Origin of the sequence: Marixanthomonas sp. SCSIO 43207, assembly GCF_019904255.1 — a bacterium.
Lineage (GTDB): Bacteria > Bacteroidota > Bacteroidia > Flavobacteriales > Flavobacteriaceae > Marixanthomonas.
The window spans coordinates 762,999-779,508 of the sequence record NZ_CP063203.1 but is presented as its reverse complement, the minus strand read 5'-3'; the positions used below and the strand labels follow the sequence as shown (position 1 = coordinate 779,508).

The following is a 16,510-nucleotide window of genomic DNA, read 5'->3' as shown; positions in this document are numbered from 1 at the left end:
ATGCCGGTACTTTTGTATCGGCATTATTTTTTGCCTTCCCATTCCGCATAAAACTGTTGTAGAAAAGTCTTCATAAATACATGCCTTTCTGCTGCAATACGTTTACCGGTTTCGGTATTCATCCTATCCTTTAAAAGCAATAATTTTTCATAAAAGTGATTGATCGTAGGTGCATTTGATGCTTTGTAGGCTTCGGGAGACATAGTTGCGTTTGGTTTTATTTCAGGATTATAAATGGTTCTGTTTTTAAAACCGCCATAATTGAAAGTACGAGCAATACCAATGGCTCCTAGCGCATCTAGTCTATCTGCATCTTGAACAATGTCTAGCTCTTTTGAGTGAAATTTTTGAGTTGTATTTCCGCCCTTAAATGAAATGTTCTTGATAATTTGCACTATGTGCTGGATGGTGGTACTAGAAACATTTTCTGAAATTAGAAATTCAGTTGCTTTTTTTGGGCCAATAGTTTCATCTCCATCATGAAACTTAGAGTCGGCAATATCGTGTAACAACGCTCCCAGTGCAACAACTAGATGATTAGCTTCCTCTGTTTTTAAAATATGCATCGCGTTTTTATACACACGCTCAATATGAAACCAATCGTGTCCACCTTCGGCATTTTTTAATTCTTTTTTTACAAAAGTGATGGTTTTATCAATTAGTAATTCTGAAGATAATGAGGTCATGATTCTATTTTCAAATGTGTATTTTTTCAGCGTTATTACAATAAAAGCTTAAATCTTATGACTGTTTTATATTGAAATACTTGATTTTACTTGTTTTTCAACTTCATCAATTAATTCCTCAGGGTTGTAGTCTGATACTTTTAGAGAAGCGTGAACAACTAACTGTAGGCGCACACCTAATGGAAGTGGAAACATACCTTTGTTTTGTAGTTTCCAAGAATTACTTATGCTTACCGGTAAAATATATGCATCTGGCGCTTTTTTAATCAAGGTTAACAAACCGGTTTTTCTGAAAGGTTTTGGGGTACCGTCTTTACTGCGTGTGCCTTCAGGAAAAATAACAACACTTCGGTTATGTTTTGAAACGTATTTGGCAATTTTAATGATTTCTCCCGTAGCTTGTCTGGGATTTTTACGATCTATTAATACGCTTCCGCCGTGCTTTAAGTTATACGAAATTGAAGGAATACCTTTCCCTAATTCAATTTTTGAAATAAACTTGGGGTGATATTTCCGTAAATACCAAATTATAGGCGGTATATCCCACATACTTTGGTGGTTTGAAACAATAATTATAGGAACATTATTAGGGATGCTGCTATTTATGGTAACATTAAATGAAGTACCAACAATATTTAAACATCGTAAAATAAACCAATTAAAATAATCAACACTTTTTTTATGAGCTTCATACCCAAAAACATTAAGGCAAAACCACTGTATAGGATGAAATACAATTAAGTTTAATCCAAAGAAAAGATAAAAAATAACCGAAAGTGGATAGCTCAATATTTTGGCGAGTAACTTCATAGTTTGTCAAAAGTAAAAAACCGTTTTCTATTATTTCAGAAAACGGTTTTATAAATTTATTTTTTAAGCTGAATCAAGGCTTAGCAGTGCTCGTCATAGGCACCTTTAAGATTTTCGGCAATCATGTCTGCCGGGCGACCTTCAATGTGATGACGTTCTAGCATGTGTACCAATTCTCCATTTTTAAATAACGCCATAGAAGGTGAACTTGGCGGAAATGGTACCATTTGTGCTCTGGCTGCATCAACAGCTTCACGATCTACACCTGCAAATACAGTAACAAGATTATCAGGTTTTTTTGCGTTTTGAAGCGACATACGAGCTCCAGGACGAGCGTTTGCAGCAGCACATCCACAAACCGAATTTACCACAACCAAAGTGGTTCCTTCTTTCTGTAAAGCTTGGTTAACTTCTTCTTCAGTAAATAATTCAGAAAAACCAATATTGGTAAGGTCTTCTCTCATTGGTTTTACTAATTCTGGTGGATACATAATATATTCAATTTAAGTGTGTAACAATTTTTTTACAAAGATAACTAATTTTTAACTGCTTAAAGATTAACAGCTATAAAGTAATGTTATAGATATCAACCTAAGTTTCATTATATCAAACTATATGAAATGGTTATCTTTGGTCGCAATTTTTAAAAGAAATTACAAAAAGTATGATTCGTTGGTTTGCTGCCTTTATTGGGTATATGGTTTACCGTTTTCCGGGAGCTATAGTAGGTTTTTTTATAGGCAGTTTATTAGATAATTATTTTGGTGGAAATAAATCACGAGGTGGTTTTCAAGGCACATTTCAGCAAAGAAATCAACGTGTTACCCCTGCAGATTTTGAGCTCAACTTGCTGTCATTAGCTTCATTGGTGATTAAAGCAGATGGAAAAGTAAGTCAACAAGAGCTTGATTACGTGAGGCAATATTTTGTGCAAGCTTATGGAAGGGAACGGGCTAATGCAACCTTTAGGACCTTTAATGAGGTTATAAAAAAACAACAAATTTCGGCGGCTAATATTGGCACCATGTTTAGGCAGCGTATGCGGTATGAGTCTAGACTTCAGGTGATTCACTTTTTGTTCAGTATTGCCAATGCAGATGGTAGTGTGAGTGAAGCTGAAGTACGCAAAATACATGAAATTTCAAGGTATCTAGGTGTGAGTCCGCGTGATTTTGAGAGTATTAAAGCGATGTTCTTTAAAAACCCGGATAGTGCTTATAAGATTTTAGAAATTGACCGTACAGCTACAGATGCCGAAATTAAAAAGGCGTACCGTACCATGGCAAAAAAATACCATCCCGATAAACTACAGCATATGGATGAAGCATATAGAAAAGGCGCTGAAGATAAATTCAGAAAAGTTCAAGATGCGTATGAACAGCTTCAGAAAGAACGGGGGTTTTAAGCCAGCCTTTTTTGCTCATCTATAAGGCTTTAAGAAGTTGTTTTGAAGTGTTATACTCAAAAATACGAGTGCGTACAGTAAAATCCTGGTTCAAAATAATCATTGCCGGTAACGAAAATGGTTTGTTTTCTCTAGATGCAAACAATAGCGGTATTTGATGCACTCCATTGCGTTGTGTTTGAGCTTGTATGTTGCTGAATGTCATTCCGTCAAAAAATATAGTATCTGTTGTTTCTACATTCATTTCAACGGCATAATAATCATTATTTAGTTTCTGAATGATTTCTTCTTTTTTAAAGACAACTCGTTCCATTTTTTTGCAATACACACACCAGTCTGCGTGAAAAAATAAGAATACAGGTTTTGGGTTTTTGTTAAATGATTCTTCAAGTTCTGACCAATTTTTCCAATGTATGCCGTCGTTTTCTTGAGCCTGAATTGAAGAATCAAGTACACCTGCAAATACAAATAATATGAAGTAAATTACCTTTTTCATAAGTTATTTTAAAAATCGCCAAACCTTAATCCTATAAAAAATGTTCTAGGCATATTTGGGCCATAAACATAATCTGAATCTCGCATTGCACCCGAATCAAAATCATCTTGATAGCTATTAAAAATATTTTGAATACCACCGCTTAACTCGACGTGAAAATTTTCTTTTAAATCAAAATGATATGTAAGTTTACTGGTTACATCAAAAAAAGATTCTGTGTCTACCAAGTCGATAAAACCGGAGTCATTTATTACTCTAGGAGCAATCATCGAGCCAGTAAATGTGCCGGTTACATCAAGCTTAAAGGCATCATTTATTTGCCAATTAGAGTTTAAGAAACCGTAGGAGTTTGGAGATCGCACAAATTCATCTGTACTTACATCTTGTTCCCCTTCAGAAGTGTCATCGGCTTCAAAAAGTACTTGGTTTTGATCATATCTTGATCTTTGAATGGTTCCTCCTAATTGAAAAAATAAATTTGAACTGGGAGAAATAGAAACTTCAAAATTTGCGCCCATAACTTTGGCTCCTGATCCATTGCGGGATTCTTCCAAGATAGATCCGTTTGGTAATGAGTTTCCGGTATTTACCAAAGTAAAAGGATTTTCTAATGTTGTATAAAACCCTTCAATCAATAAATTTGTTTGAACTTTATTAAAGTCTTTTGTGAAATTTAAAGAAGCTGTAAATGCATTTGAAAATTCACTTTCTAGTTCATCTGAAAGTATCACAAACCGCTGTTCGCCACCTACAGAAGATATATGCAAATCTTCATTAAAAGCTTGTGGAGCGCGGAATCCTCTTGCATATCCTCCTCTAAATTGTAACGCGTCTGTAAAATTATATAAAATGGTAAATCGAGGACTTAATACAGTTTGCTCAACATTTGACTGTCGTATAATATTTTGAATTGAATAGAAACCATCAACATCAACATGATCTAGGCGAGCGCCTATAAGTGCTGTAAAGTCTTTGATTAATTTCCACTCATATTGAGCGTAAAAACCAAAGTTATTTACCTTTTGATCGATTAATCTATTATAACCCGTAATAGCATCTTGTGTGTCATTTAGCTGATATTCAATTCCAGTGGTAAGAACGTCTTTATTATCAAAATTATGACTGTATTTACTGCCGGCAACAATTGCCAAATCTTTAGTATTTCCGAATGAATTATTTGCAGCAATAGAGTCTGCAGCGGTACGACCTCCGCCTAAACCGCCATAATAGCTTTCTCGGTCTGTATGTTGTAGAGAAGTATATGCTTCAATTGAGTTTTTATAGTCATCATCATGCCATTGATAATCGGCTCCAGTAAAAATAGTATTGTGATCTAGCTCTTCGGTAATATCTGTAAATTGCGGCGCTAGATCTAGACGGTCACCACCTCTTCTATATTCTCGTATAGCTGTAAAGTCTATCCCAATCTTACTATTATCATTAGGTTTTAAGAATGCTTTTGTTCCCAAAGAGTTGTTTTGCAGTTCGGTTATTTCAGTAAAACCATCATCATTTGCATCATAGGCGTCTCTATTTCTATAAATACCATAAATTGTAATTCCGGAAGATAAATCTTCACTTACCAGTGAGCCGTTAATATTAATAGTTCTATCTGTAGATTTTTCATCAATTACTGCTACGTTTGAGTTTATTTCCCAGGTGTTTATAACAGGTTCTTTAGTAATTACATTTACCGTTCCTGCGATAGCATTTGACCCAAAAAGGGCAGAACCACCACTTCTTACAACTTCAACACGGTCAATAATACTCACCGGTATTTGCTCTAGTCCATAAACTCCATTAAGGGCACTAAAAACAGGTTTACTGTTTACCAAAACTTGTGTGTATTGTCCTTCCAGACCGTTTAATCTCACTTGTGTAAAACCACAGTTTTGGCAGTTGGTTTCGGTTCGAACTCCGGGTTGGTAATTAAGACCGTCTGCTAGTGATATTGATTGCGTGGCTTTAAAAACTTTAGGGCTAAGTACATTGACAATAACCGGAGCTTCTCTTTTCGGAATTTGATTTCTAGTAGCACTTACAACAACTTCTTCTAGACCAAATGTGTCTTCAGAAAGCGAAAAGTTAATTGTTTTGTTTTCTCCCAGCACTACCGTTATCGTTTTCTTTTGAGTTTTAAACCCTTGTGATTGAGCTATAATGGTAAAAGTACCCTCAGTAATATCTAATGTAAACGAGCCATTTTCATCTGCATTGGTTCCTTTCCCATTTTGTACATAGATACTGCTGAAAGGGATAGGATTACCATTTGATGTAACGGTGCCAGAGATAGAAGATCTTTGAGTTTGAGCAGTTACAAAACCTATCGAAAGTAAGCAAATAAATAGTAAGGACTTTAGTTTCATTATTAGATGTTGTTAATTTAATTTTGTGCAAATCTAAAATATTTATTTAGATAGACCTAAAATATTGTTTATTAAATTTAAAAATGTATTTTTGTCTTATGAAATACAGCCTTTCTGAAGAAAATTACCTTAAAGCAATCTACCATTTGGAAAAGATTGCTGCTACCGGAGTAGCAACAAATGCTATTGCTGAACAGATGGAAACTAAACCGTCATCAGTAACCGATATGATTAAACGACTTTCTGATAAAGAGTTGGTTAATTATGTTAAGTATCAAGGGGTCACTCTTACTGAAAATGGGAAAAAGACTGCTTTAACGATTATTCGCAAGCACCGTCTTTGGGAGGTTTTCTTAGTAGATAAGTTAAACTTTCATTGGGATGAGGTTCATGAAATTGCAGAACAACTAGAACATATTCATTCAGAAGAATTAATTACTCGATTGGATAAATTTTTAGGCGAGCCTGATTTTGATCCACACGGAGACCCAATCCCAGATAAAGATGGAAATATAAAGCGAACCGAAAAGAAGTTGTTGTCAGACTTAGACAAAAATCAAGGAGGCGTTTGTGTAGGTGTTAAAGAATCTAGTCCTGAGTTTTTACAGTATTTAGATAAGAAAAAAATTACAATTGGTACAAAAATCAAAGTTCTAGGAAAAGAGTTTTTTGATGGCTCGATGGTTATTTTGGTAGGAAAAGATCAATATTTCATATCAAAAAAAACAGCAGAAAATTTATACGTTCAAACCAACTAGTATATGGATAGCATTATAGAATATTTTGAATCAATAGACCCTATTTCGGCAGCATTTTACGCCACATTATTTACTTGGGGGCTTACAGGTCTTGGAGCATCATTAGTGTTTTTCTTTAAAGGGATGAACCGAAAACTCTTTGACGGTATGCTTGGTTTTACCGGTGGGGTTATGGTGGCAGCGAGTTTTTGGAGCTTACTGGCTCCGGGGATTGAAATGAGTAATGGTGAAGGATTTGAAAAAACAATTCCTGCCATTGTTGGTTTTGGTTTTGGAGCTCTTTTCATCTTCGTACTGGATAAAATTCTGCCTCACCTTCATATTAATTTCAGAAAAAGTGAAGCTGAAGGAATTAAAACACCTTGGCACCGTTCTGTATTATTAACACTTGCAATTACAATGCACAACATTCCTGAAGGTCTTGCTATTGGTGTTCTTTTTGGCGGAGCAGCAATGGGTTTTGATGGTGCCAGTATTACAGGTGCAGTTGCTTTGGCTATGGGTATAGGGTTACAAAACTTCCCTGAAGGTTTTGCTGTTGCTATGCCGCTTAGAGGACAAGGAATGAGCCGTTGGAAATCATTTAATTTCGGCCATCTTTCTGCTGCAGTTGAGCCTCTAGCTGCAATATTAGGTGCCTGGGCAGTACTTACGTTTGAACCTATTTTACCTTATGCATTATGTTTTGCTGCAGGTGCGATGATTTTTGTTGTTGTAGAAGAAGTTGTACCCGAAAGTCAACGAGGTAACAATACCGATATCGCTACTTTAGGCTTCATTGGCGGGTTTATGGTGATGATGACTTTAGATGTAGGACTAGGGTAATTTTTTTGATTGATATTTTTATACCTTTAAAGTTGAAAAATATATTGTATGAAAAAGTTACTTTTAGTTTTTACACTATTAATTACCACATTGGTATTTGGTCAACAAAATGAAGAGCCAATTCAAGTACCAAAAATAGCTACAAAATTGCCGTTTGGTGAAACGGTTCAAACAAATGGGTACGCTATTACTTTTTCTGAAATACTAGAAGATTCTAGATGTCCTACAGAAGTTACTTGTGTTTGGGAAGGCCGTATAAAAGTTAAAGTTGTGGTTAAAAAAGAGGGCAACAAACTTGCTGAAGAAATTTTAATATTTGGTAAAACAAACCCAAAAGAAAAGAAAAATCATACTTTTTTCACTTCTTCAGAAATAAAACTGGAAGGAATAAAAGTTACACCTTATCCCAAAACTGAAGCACAAAAGAAAGAAGATGCTTATGTGTTATTGGTAGGTGTCTTTACAAATTAATGACAGCCACAATCGTTTTTACCACATTTGGTTTTTCCACCGTCAAAAGTACCCAATGTTGATTGTTTTTTTTCCATTATTGGGTTCCAAACAAATTTTTTAAGCAAGTATCCTGCTGCTAATGAAAATGTTATAATTACCAATATCGTTTGCATACTATCGTTTTAATTTTAGGGTCTTCATATTTTTTCTGTCGTAAAACGTAAATTTTCTTTACATCAAAACAGTTTTCTTTAGCTTATTTTAATAGCTGATATGCTGCCAATGCAAAAACATATGCTATTCCACTCATAATAATTAATTGCCACATAGGCCATTTCCAGCTGTTTGTTTCTCTTTTTACAATCGCCAATGTGCTCATACATTGCATGGCAAATGCATAAAAGAGTAACAGTGAAACACCACTGGCAAAATTAAATAAAGGTGTACCTAAAACCGGATTTGTTTCTGCTGCCATTCGGTTTTTAATTGTTTCTTCTTCATCGCTCCCCACACTATAAATAGTAGCAAGCGTACCAACAAAAACTTCTCTTGCTGCAAATGAACTTACAATTGCAATCCCAATTTTCCAGTCATATCCTAAAGGTCGTACAGCGGGTTCAATACCTTTACCAATAATACCTATGTATGAATTTTCAAGTTTAAAAGAAGCTATTTTAGTTTCTAGTTCTTCTTCAGAAAGGTTTTGATTGGTGTTTTGAGTAGTTACAATTTCTTCAGCGTTGTTAAAATCTCCCGGGCCATATGAAGCTAACACCCAAAGAACAATAGAGATAGCCAATATTATTTTACCAGCTCCCAGCACAAAAGACTTGGTTTTTTCTACAACCGTTATTAAGACGTTTTTTAATAACGGTATTTTATAATTGGGCATTTCAATAACAAAAAAAGAACGCCCCGGAACATTTAAAAACTTATCGAGTAACCAAGCCGAACCAATTGCTGCGCCAAAACCTATAAGGTACATAATCATTAATGTAATACCTTGAAGGCTAAAAATTCCTAAAACACGCTCATCTGGTATGACCAATGCAATGATGATTAAATAAACCGGTAATCGTGCCGAACACGTGGTAAAAGGTGTAACCAGAATAGTAATTAAACGTTCTTTCCAGCTTTCAATATTTCGGGTAGCCATAATCGCAGGAATGGCACACGCAGTTCCTGAAACTAATGGAACAACACTTTTTCCACTAAGGCCAAAGCGTCGCATAATACGATCCATTAAAAAGACCACACGACTCATATAACCTGTTTCTTCTAGAATAGAAATGAATAAAAATAAAAAAGCTATCTGCGGAATAAATATCACAATACCTCCAAGTCCCGGGATAATTCCTTCGGCAATTAAATTGGTAAAATCACCGGCAGGTAAAGATGCTTTTGCCCATTCACTCAAACTTGCAAATGTGCTATCAATAAAGTCCATCGGGTAGCTACTCCAATCAAATATAGCTTGGAAAATTAATAACAAAATCGAAAAAAAGATTACATAGCCCCATACTTTATGTGTAAGTATGCGGTCCATACGACTTCTAAAGTCTTTCGCATTTGCTGTGTCTACAGTGAGGGTCTCTTTTAAAGCGTTATTTATAAATTGATATCTAGCAATGGTTTCCTTTTGCTGAAGTCTTTTCAAATTTCCTTTTGATTCAGTTTGAAAACTTGCGACTCCCTTTAATTCTTTTCGTGTCAACGTCCCAAAATTGACATCCTGTGTAATAACCAACCAAAGTTTGTATAAATCTTGTTTAGGAAAAGCATTGCGAAGACGTTCAAAATATTCAGGAGCTATTTTTGAAGCATTTACACAAGGTTTTTTTGAAAGTAGTGAGTAATTAGTGATAAGCTCTTTTAGGTTGTCAAACCCTTCATTCTTCCGTGAACTAATAAGAGCAATTTTTGTTTCTAGTTTTTTTTCAAGTTCTTCTATTTCAATTGAAATAGCTTTTCGTTTCATTCTATCTGCCATATTAATAGCAAGAATGGTGGGTATGCCGAGGTCTTTAATTTGAGTAAAGAGAAGTAGGTTTCTTTTTAAATTCTCAACATCAGCTACTACTACTGCCACATCTGGAAAATCCTTGTCATTTTTATTTAACATTAATTCTATAACAACGTTTTCGTCTACAGAAGAGGCGTTGAGACTGTATGTTCCCGGCAGGTCAATTATGTGTGCTTTTAGGCCTCGATCAAGTTTACAAAGTCCTTGTTTTTTTTCAACGGTAATACCAGGGTAGTTTCCTACTTTTTGGTTTAATCCCGTTAATCGATTAAATACTGATGTTTTTCCGGTATTGGGGTTACCAAGTAATGCTACATTAATCTGTCTAGCCATAAACTATAATAATTCAATTTCAATAAGAGCAGCGGTTTCTTTTCTTATCGCGAGGTGGCTTCCGTTGATATTTAGATAAATAGGATCTTGAAAGGGAGCTGTTTGCACCAATGCCACTTCATTGCCAGGTAGACAACCCATTTCAAGTAATTTGAGGGGTACGCGCTCTACAGAAAATTCTTTAATAATAGCACGTTGCCCTTTTTTAAGTGTGGCGATTGTATGCATTATACTTATTTAGATTAATTTTAAACAACACAAAAATAAGGTAAATAGGTTTGTTTTGCAAGGTTTTAAAAGGATTGTACTCTCGAAAACCTTAAAAATAACCTATTCTTTTTCTAAAATTTTAATGTCTTTCATTAGTTGATCAATCGCTTCAGAATCTGTACCATCATAAAAACCGCGTATTCTTCTTTTTTTATCAACCAATACAAAATTTTCTGTGTGGATTAAATCATACTTGTTATAAGGAGTGTCTTTGGCAGCTAAGTATGACTTGCGTGCTAAATCATAGATTTCCTTTTTATCACCGGTGACCAAATTCCATTTTGAATCTATTACTCCTTTTTCTAGTGCGTATTTCTTTAGTTGAGCCACGGTGTCAATTTCTGGTGTTACTGTGTGAGATAGAAGTAACACTTCAGGGTTATTTTTAATCTTTTCTTGAATTTTTACCATATGGTCTGTCATGATAGGACAAATGGTTTGACAAGTAGTAAAAAAGAAATCGGCCACATAGATTTTATCTTTATAATCTTTTTGGGTAATAGTTTCTCCGTTTTGATTGGTTAGTGAAAAATCTGCAATTTTATGATATTTCTTAACGTGTTGAACAGTAGTATCTACAAGAGAAGCTGTAACATCATTGGGTTGATAAATGGGTAAAACTTGATCATCATCATTAATTGTATAAACATTGTATATGATAGTAATTATTATTGCCGATAATACAAGCATTACAATACCAAAAAACTTATACTTTGAGAAAAACTGAAGCATAGCGTTGCAGAATTTTTCAGCAAAATTACAGCCTAGCAAACACATTATAAAGCAGCGAGCGTTAAAGTTTTATGTCTCTTTTAGAGAAATCAGTATTAATTTTTATAAGCGGTGATAAAAGATTACTTTTGTACGCTAATTTTTAAAGTATATGAGTCCATTTGCCGTTAAAGCAATACAGCTTTTGTTAAGCTTATCTATATTAATTGTATTACATGAGTTGGGGCACTTTATCCCAGCTAAGATTTTTAAAACACGAGTAGAAAAATTCTTCCTCTTTTTTGATGTAAAATTTGCTCTTTTCAAAAAGAAAATAGGTGAAACAGTCTATGGAATTGGTTGGTTGCCACTTGGTGGTTATGTAAAAATTTCCGGGATGATTGATGAAAGCATGGATAAAGAGCAGATGGCAAAACCACCAGAGCCGTGGGAGTTTAGAAGCAAACCTGCTTGGCAACGTTTAATTATCATGCTAGGAGGTGTAACCGTTAACATCATAGTTGGTTTTGTTATATATATGGGGATATTATACTTCAACGGTACGACAATAACAACCAATGATGATTTGCCTAGAGGGTTTTCAGTTGCCGATACGTTTAAAGAAATAGGTTTTCAAGATGGCGATTATATTTTGCAAGTAAACGGAAAAGAATTTGAAGATGTTGGTTTAATCAACAAACACCTTTTTTTACGAGACGTACAAAGCATAACCGTAAAACACGCTAATGGCGATACTGAAACAATTTCAATACCTGAAGATATAGGAGAAAAAATGTTTCAGCAAGATATATTACATCCATTTAGACCTATGCGTAATGCTATTGTAGATACTGTTGTGGCAGATTATCCAGCAATTGAAGCAGGTTTTAAAAATGGCGATAGTATTGTTGCAGTTAACGGAACCCGAGTAACCCACTGGCAACAATTTACATCTATAGTAAAGGCTAATACAGATGCTGAAAGTACAATCGTGGTTTCAAGAAATAATATACTTGATACATTAAAAGTAACGCCTAATGAAGACGGTCAAATAGGTGTAAACAACTACGGAAAAGAATACCAAGGTAAAGGAACAAAGGTTACTTATGGTCTAGGTGAAAGTATTACCGGAGGAATTAAATATGGTTATAATACTCTTGAAGACTACGTAGCACAATTTAAATATGTGTTTACTGCAAAAGGAGCTACACAAGTAGGAGGTTTTGGTGCCATTGGGAGTTTATTTCCCGATACGTGGGATTGGCTAAGTTTTTGGGAAACTACAGCGTTGATTTCAATCATTCTTGCCTTTATGAATATATTGCCTATACCTGCCTTAGACGGTGGTCACGTAATGTTTTTATTATATGAAATGGTAAGCGGTCGTAAACCGGGTGATAAATTTATGGAATATGCTCAAATGGTAGGATTTTTTCTACTAATTGCCTTAGTCTTATTTGCAAACGGAAATGATATTTACCGCTGGCTTTTTCAATAAGAAAACAATGGTAAAAATTTCATTAAAAAATTTTCAGATTTGTTTTGATGAAATTAAAAATTGGGTATATTTGCATCCGCAAAAAGGATAATACCTTCCTCCATAGCTCAGTTGGTTAGAGCACCTGACTGTTAATCAGGGTGTCCTTGGTTCGAGTCCAAGTGGAGGAGCAGAAAACCTCTCTAGATTTCTAGAGAGGTTTTTTATTTCTTTATTATAACATATAGTTAGGTTTTTGGCTAATCTACAATATGTATCTTTGGCACATACTTTTAAACCTTTTTGAGCATGTACAAACACATGAATAAAATAGTAGTTGCCTTGTCTGTCGTAATTATTGGTATAGCTTTTTTATTTTATCATTTGTACAAATCTAGAATTGAACAAAAACGAGTTGCGCTAGAAGACACTCAAGAAGTTGTTGACAGTTGGGAGTTACCAAGTGTACTTGATGAAATTTCTGGAATTATTTGGGTAGAAGATAATCGTATTGCGTGCATTCAAGATGAAGTAGGAATTGTCTTTTTCTACAATTTGAAAACAAAAAAACTAGATGGTCAAATAAAATTTGGTGGTGATGGCGATTATGAAGGTATAGCGCTAGCAGGTGATGATATTTACGTTACGCGAAGCGATGGTGAAATTTTTGAAATATTAGATTACAAAGGCGAGCCTACATTTAATCAATACAACTTACCCCTTTCAGAAAAAAACAATATTGAAACCTTATTAGCAGATACTATAAACAACCAGCTTTTAATAATGGCAAAAGATCACGAACCATTTGGTAATGACGGAAGAGGAATCTATGGTTTTGACATTACAACAAAAAAATTAAAAGAAAAGCCTGTGTTGATGGTAACTGCAAAAGATTCAGATCTTAAAAAGACATTACATAAAATACGACCTTCAGATATTGCTATTCATCCCAAAACAAAAGAAATATATATATTACAAGGAACAAAACCTCGTATTTTAATCGCAAACTCAAATGGCGTTGCAACAAAAGAATACCCTTTAAACAATAAAGTTTTTTATCAGCCTGAAGGCATTACTTTTTCGCCAGATGGAACGCTATATATCTCAAATGAGGCAACAGGAGGCGTTCCTAGTATTTTAAAAGTAAAACTCAAATAGTGTTTGCAATGTATGAGTAAACAAAACACTTCTTCACAAAAAAAAGGGTACTTGCCTTTATACGCATCACTGTTTTTAATTTTTCTTGGTGTACTATTATACTTTACGGTTCCTTCTGTTGAACAATTTTTTACCGAAGCGTGGGTGGTGTTAACCAGTAATGATGAAGCAAAGATTGAAAAATGGGTTTCAGATTTTGGATGGTTAGGACCCTTAGTACTTGTTTTAGCGATGGTTGCTCAAATGTTTTTGATCATCATCCCATCGGTAGCTTTAATGGTTGTTTCGGTTTTGGCTTATGGGCCTTTTTGGGGAAGCCTGATTATTTTGGTATCTGTATTTACAGCTTCTTCAGTTGGGTATGCTGTAGGTAGTTATTTTGGAAATATAATAATTCAAAAAATCATAGGAACAAAGACTGAAAATAAAATTGAAGCTTTTATTAATGACTATGGTTTTTGGGCTGTTGTTGTTACCCGTATCAATCCTTTTTTATCGAATGACGCTATAAGCTTTGTTGCCGGAATTTTAAAAATGGGATATTGGCGATTTATTGGCGCAACGATGCTAGGTATTTCGCCATTAACATTATTTATAGCATTTATTGGTCAAAACACAGAAAGTCTTAAGACAGGATTGTTATGGGGTTCTATTGTCTGTTTATTGGCTTTTGCTGCTTATGTGTATTGGGATAAAAAGAGGTAGTTTCTTCAAAAATATGATGTACAATCTTCAAATAAATTAGCAATATTTTAACTGAAAAAAGACCTTTTCAGTCTTTAAGCCATACTTTATAAAGTACCTTTGTAAACAGGTTTTTATAGTAATGAATACCTGCATTATTTTTTTCAGAAATTAAAAAAATGCACAGATTTTCTTAATTAAAAAAGACTTATGAAAAAGAAAGAAGCTTTGACATTTGTAAATGATGTTTTGCAAAACATGCCCAACGATTGGCTTAGGCTTACAACACATCGGTTAGATATTTATGATGAACAGTTGGCCAAAACACAATTTTTAAATGAATTTGAAACGTTATTTAAGCAGAATAACACAAAAACCTCTGCACTTGAGGCTTTGCCAACGGCATATGACTATATTAGATTAGGACATCCGCTTTCCTGTATATTAGAATGGACAATTGCAAATCTACACGGTTTAAAAGCTACAAATGTGATAAGCTTTCAGTCAAATACCATCCCTGTATTGGCAATACTTCGTAAAAATGCTCTAGAAAATAAATCTACTCAAATTAATTACACAGGTGAGTTGCCAAGCTATTTTGATGCAGAAACAATCAAACGTGTGTATGGGTATGATTTTGAATTACAAAAAATTGAAAATGAAGAAGATGTTTCACAATTTGATGGTAGCACCGTTTTTCTTTCTCAAAGCAATACAATTTCAGAAATAAACCTTTCATCCAAAATTGATTTTTACATTAATCTGCATGGAACTTTAGGAAGCGTTTTAATGATCAACGGAGGTAATAATGAGCCATACGTTTCTGCAATTCAACACGTACGACGAAGAGAAACAATTGCTATGACACCAGATAATTGTCACGTTGCATTAAAAGCTCTTGTGAGCCAATCTTCATTTGAGATTACAACAACCTCGGTAGAAGAAAATAAACAACGCGTAAAAGAAATAATAAACTCTGTTACAGGAACCACATCACAACCATTAGTTGCATCTTGTGGTTTATCCATGCAGTATGCAATTATGATGGGGCTTATTGATGATGCACTTGATAATTATAAAGGAAAAGAGATTAAGTTTATTGTTCCGCCCAACTGCTATGGTGGTACAAATGATCAAGCAAGGCGTGTTGCAGCTTGTCTAGATAATGTAGAGATTGTAGACCTGCCAGTAGATGGTGATAACGATATGGTCACAAGTATTGACACCGTTTTAACCAAAATAGCTAAGGAAGACGCAGTACCCTATATAATTGCCGAAATACCTACAAATCCGAGGGTTGAGGTTCCTGATCTTCAAAAACTAAAAGAAGTTTTAAGCGCAACTCGTACCACAGTCGAAGGAAAAACAGCAATTGACCCTGTTTTTATTTTAGATCAAACCTTTTGCCCAAATGTTCAGTTTTTAGGAGAAGGTAAAACGCTTTCAAACATGAGAGCTCTTTCATACGTGAGTGGGTCTAAGTTTCCTAGTGGAGGAAAATGTACTGCCGGATATTGTGTGGTAAATGAAAAGACAGTATCGTTGATAGAAAAAATTGAAAAGCATTTAACGCTTTGTGATAATGAAGCAACCGCTCTTCAATATGAAATATTAGCTGCACAAATGCCTTCAATGAATCAACGTATTGCAGATGCTTATAAAAACACACGAGAATTTGTTAATTATATTCACGATACGTTACCAGATGCAAAAATTAATTTTGTTTCAGAAGAGTTAGCAAACGAAGGTTTTACGCCTTCAGTGTTTTCATTAGATCTTCCTACAAAAGGAAATACTGCTGAAGAGAAAGAGACCTATAAACGAGCATTAAATTTAAAACTAATCAATTTAATGATTTCTGAAATTCCTTCCGAAAGTAAATTTTGTGTGAGTTATGGCCAATTAAAGGGTTGTTACTGGACTGTTCCTGCAACGTCTACACAAGGAACAACAAAAGAAGGTGATAAAGATTATATTGTAAGAGTATCAGTCTCTGGAAATCTTGACTTGGACAAACACAAAGAAGTTTTTTCAGAATTTGTTAAACACTTATAA

At 34.5% G+C, this 16,510-nt stretch carries 17 protein-coding genes and 1 tRNA gene; 9 read left to right on the top strand and 9 right to left on the bottom strand.

The features are described from left to right. Window positions 1-23 precede the first annotated feature (23 nt). The 3 genes from INR76_RS03535 to INR76_RS03525 form a co-directional block, all read right to left on the bottom strand. Window positions 24-686: an HD domain-containing protein gene (locus INR76_RS03535; RefSeq protein WP_223109284.1), complete on the bottom strand. Its 663-nt coding sequence runs from the start codon at window positions 684-686 to the stop codon at window positions 24-26. Window positions 687-752: 66 nt separating this feature from the next. Further along, a complete protein-coding gene (locus INR76_RS03530; protein ID WP_223109283.1) occupies window positions 753-1,496 on the bottom strand; it encodes a 1-acyl-sn-glycerol-3-phosphate acyltransferase in 744 nt (247 codons plus the stop codon). 80 nt (window positions 1,497-1,576) lie between these two features. Continuing rightward, entirely contained in the window at window positions 1,577-1,987 is a 411-nt protein-coding gene (locus INR76_RS03525; RefSeq protein WP_223109282.1) for a BrxA/BrxB family bacilliredoxin, read from the bottom strand. Window positions 1,988-2,160: 173 nt separating this feature from the next. On the opposite strand from INR76_RS03525, the gene INR76_RS03520 reads away from it, so the two are divergent. Then, window positions 2,161-2,901, top strand: a complete 741-nt coding sequence (locus INR76_RS03520) for a TerB family tellurite resistance protein (protein ID WP_223109281.1) — start codon at window positions 2,161-2,163, stop codon at window positions 2,899-2,901. A 19-nt stretch (window positions 2,902-2,920) separates the two neighbouring features. Here the strand turns inward: INR76_RS03520 and INR76_RS03515 are convergent, their stop codons facing one another. Together INR76_RS03515 and INR76_RS03510 are read right to left on the bottom strand one after the other, a co-directional pair. Beyond that, entirely contained in the window at window positions 2,921-3,397 is a 477-nt protein-coding gene (locus tag INR76_RS03515; protein WP_223109280.1) for a thioredoxin family protein, read from the bottom strand. Between the two features lie 8 nt (window positions 3,398-3,405). Further along, window positions 3,406-5,763 (bottom strand): TonB-dependent receptor, encoded by a 2,358-nt coding sequence (locus tag INR76_RS03510; protein WP_223109279.1) that lies wholly within the window; start codon window positions 5,761-5,763, stop codon window positions 3,406-3,408. Window positions 5,764-5,861: 98 nt separating this feature from the next. Here INR76_RS03510 and INR76_RS03505 point away from each other — a divergent pair, with 98 nt between their 5' ends. The 3 genes from INR76_RS03505 to INR76_RS03495 are packed head-to-tail and all read left to right on the top strand — an operon-like array spanning window position 5,862 to window position 7,817. After that, window positions 5,862-6,521, top strand: coding sequence for a metal-dependent transcriptional regulator (locus INR76_RS03505; protein WP_223109278.1), 660 nt, complete (start codon window positions 5,862-5,864; stop codon window positions 6,519-6,521). Between the two features lie 3 nt (window positions 6,522-6,524). Next, a complete protein-coding gene (locus tag INR76_RS03500; RefSeq protein ID WP_223109277.1) occupies window positions 6,525-7,346 on the top strand; it encodes a ZIP family metal transporter in 822 nt (273 codons plus the stop codon). A gap of 48 nt (window positions 7,347-7,394) precedes the next feature. Continuing rightward, window positions 7,395-7,817, top strand: a complete 423-nt coding sequence (locus INR76_RS03495) for a hypothetical protein (protein ID WP_223109276.1) — start codon at window positions 7,395-7,397, stop codon at window positions 7,815-7,817. Here INR76_RS03495 and INR76_RS03490 read toward each other — a convergent pair. From INR76_RS03490 to INR76_RS03475, 4 genes are all read right to left on the bottom strand, one after another. Then, on the bottom strand, window positions 7,814-7,972 hold the full coding sequence (locus INR76_RS03490) for a hypothetical protein (RefSeq protein WP_223109275.1): 159 nt from the start codon (window positions 7,970-7,972) through the stop codon (window positions 7,814-7,816). The two genes, INR76_RS03495 and INR76_RS03490, sit on opposite strands and share 4 nt — an antisense overlap. Window positions 7,973-8,055: 83 nt before the next feature. Further along, window positions 8,056-10,155 carry a ferrous iron transport protein B gene (gene feoB, locus INR76_RS03485; RefSeq protein WP_223109274.1) on the bottom strand — a complete coding sequence of 700 codons (2,100 nt, stop codon included), beginning with the start codon at window positions 10,153-10,155 and terminating at the stop codon, window positions 8,056-8,058. A 3-nt stretch (window positions 10,156-10,158) separates the two neighbouring features. Next, complete coding sequence (locus INR76_RS03480) at window positions 10,159-10,383, bottom strand: ferrous iron transport protein A (RefSeq protein WP_370632424.1); 225 nt, start codon at window positions 10,381-10,383, stop codon at window positions 10,159-10,161. A 102-nt stretch (window positions 10,384-10,485) separates the two neighbouring features. Next, window positions 10,486-11,157, bottom strand: coding sequence for an SCO family protein (locus INR76_RS03475; RefSeq protein WP_223109273.1), 672 nt, complete (start codon window positions 11,155-11,157; stop codon window positions 10,486-10,488). A 151-nt stretch (window positions 11,158-11,308) separates the two neighbouring features. Between INR76_RS03475 and rseP the strand changes: the two genes are divergently transcribed. The 5 genes from rseP to INR76_RS03450 all read left to right on the top strand — a co-directional run bounded on the left by rseP (window position 11,309) and on the right by INR76_RS03450 (window position 16,510). Continuing rightward, window positions 11,309-12,634 (top strand): RIP metalloprotease RseP, encoded by a 1,326-nt coding sequence (rseP, locus tag INR76_RS03470; protein WP_223109272.1) that lies wholly within the window; start codon window positions 11,309-11,311, stop codon window positions 12,632-12,634. A gap of 96 nt (window positions 12,635-12,730) precedes the next feature. After that, a tRNA-Asn gene (locus INR76_RS03465) sits at window positions 12,731-12,804 on the top strand. A gap of 130 nt (window positions 12,805-12,934) precedes the next feature. Beyond that, complete coding sequence (locus INR76_RS03460; RefSeq protein ID WP_223109271.1) at window positions 12,935-13,771, top strand: SdiA-regulated domain-containing protein; 837 nt, start codon at window positions 12,935-12,937, stop codon at window positions 13,769-13,771. A 12-nt stretch (window positions 13,772-13,783) separates the two neighbouring features. After that, on the top strand, window positions 13,784-14,476 hold the full coding sequence (locus tag INR76_RS03455) for a TVP38/TMEM64 family protein (protein WP_223109270.1): 693 nt from the start codon (window positions 13,784-13,786) through the stop codon (window positions 14,474-14,476). A gap of 189 nt (window positions 14,477-14,665) precedes the next feature. Further along, a complete protein-coding gene (locus INR76_RS03450; RefSeq protein WP_223109269.1) occupies window positions 14,666-16,510 on the top strand; it encodes a PLP-dependent transferase in 1,845 nt (614 codons plus the stop codon).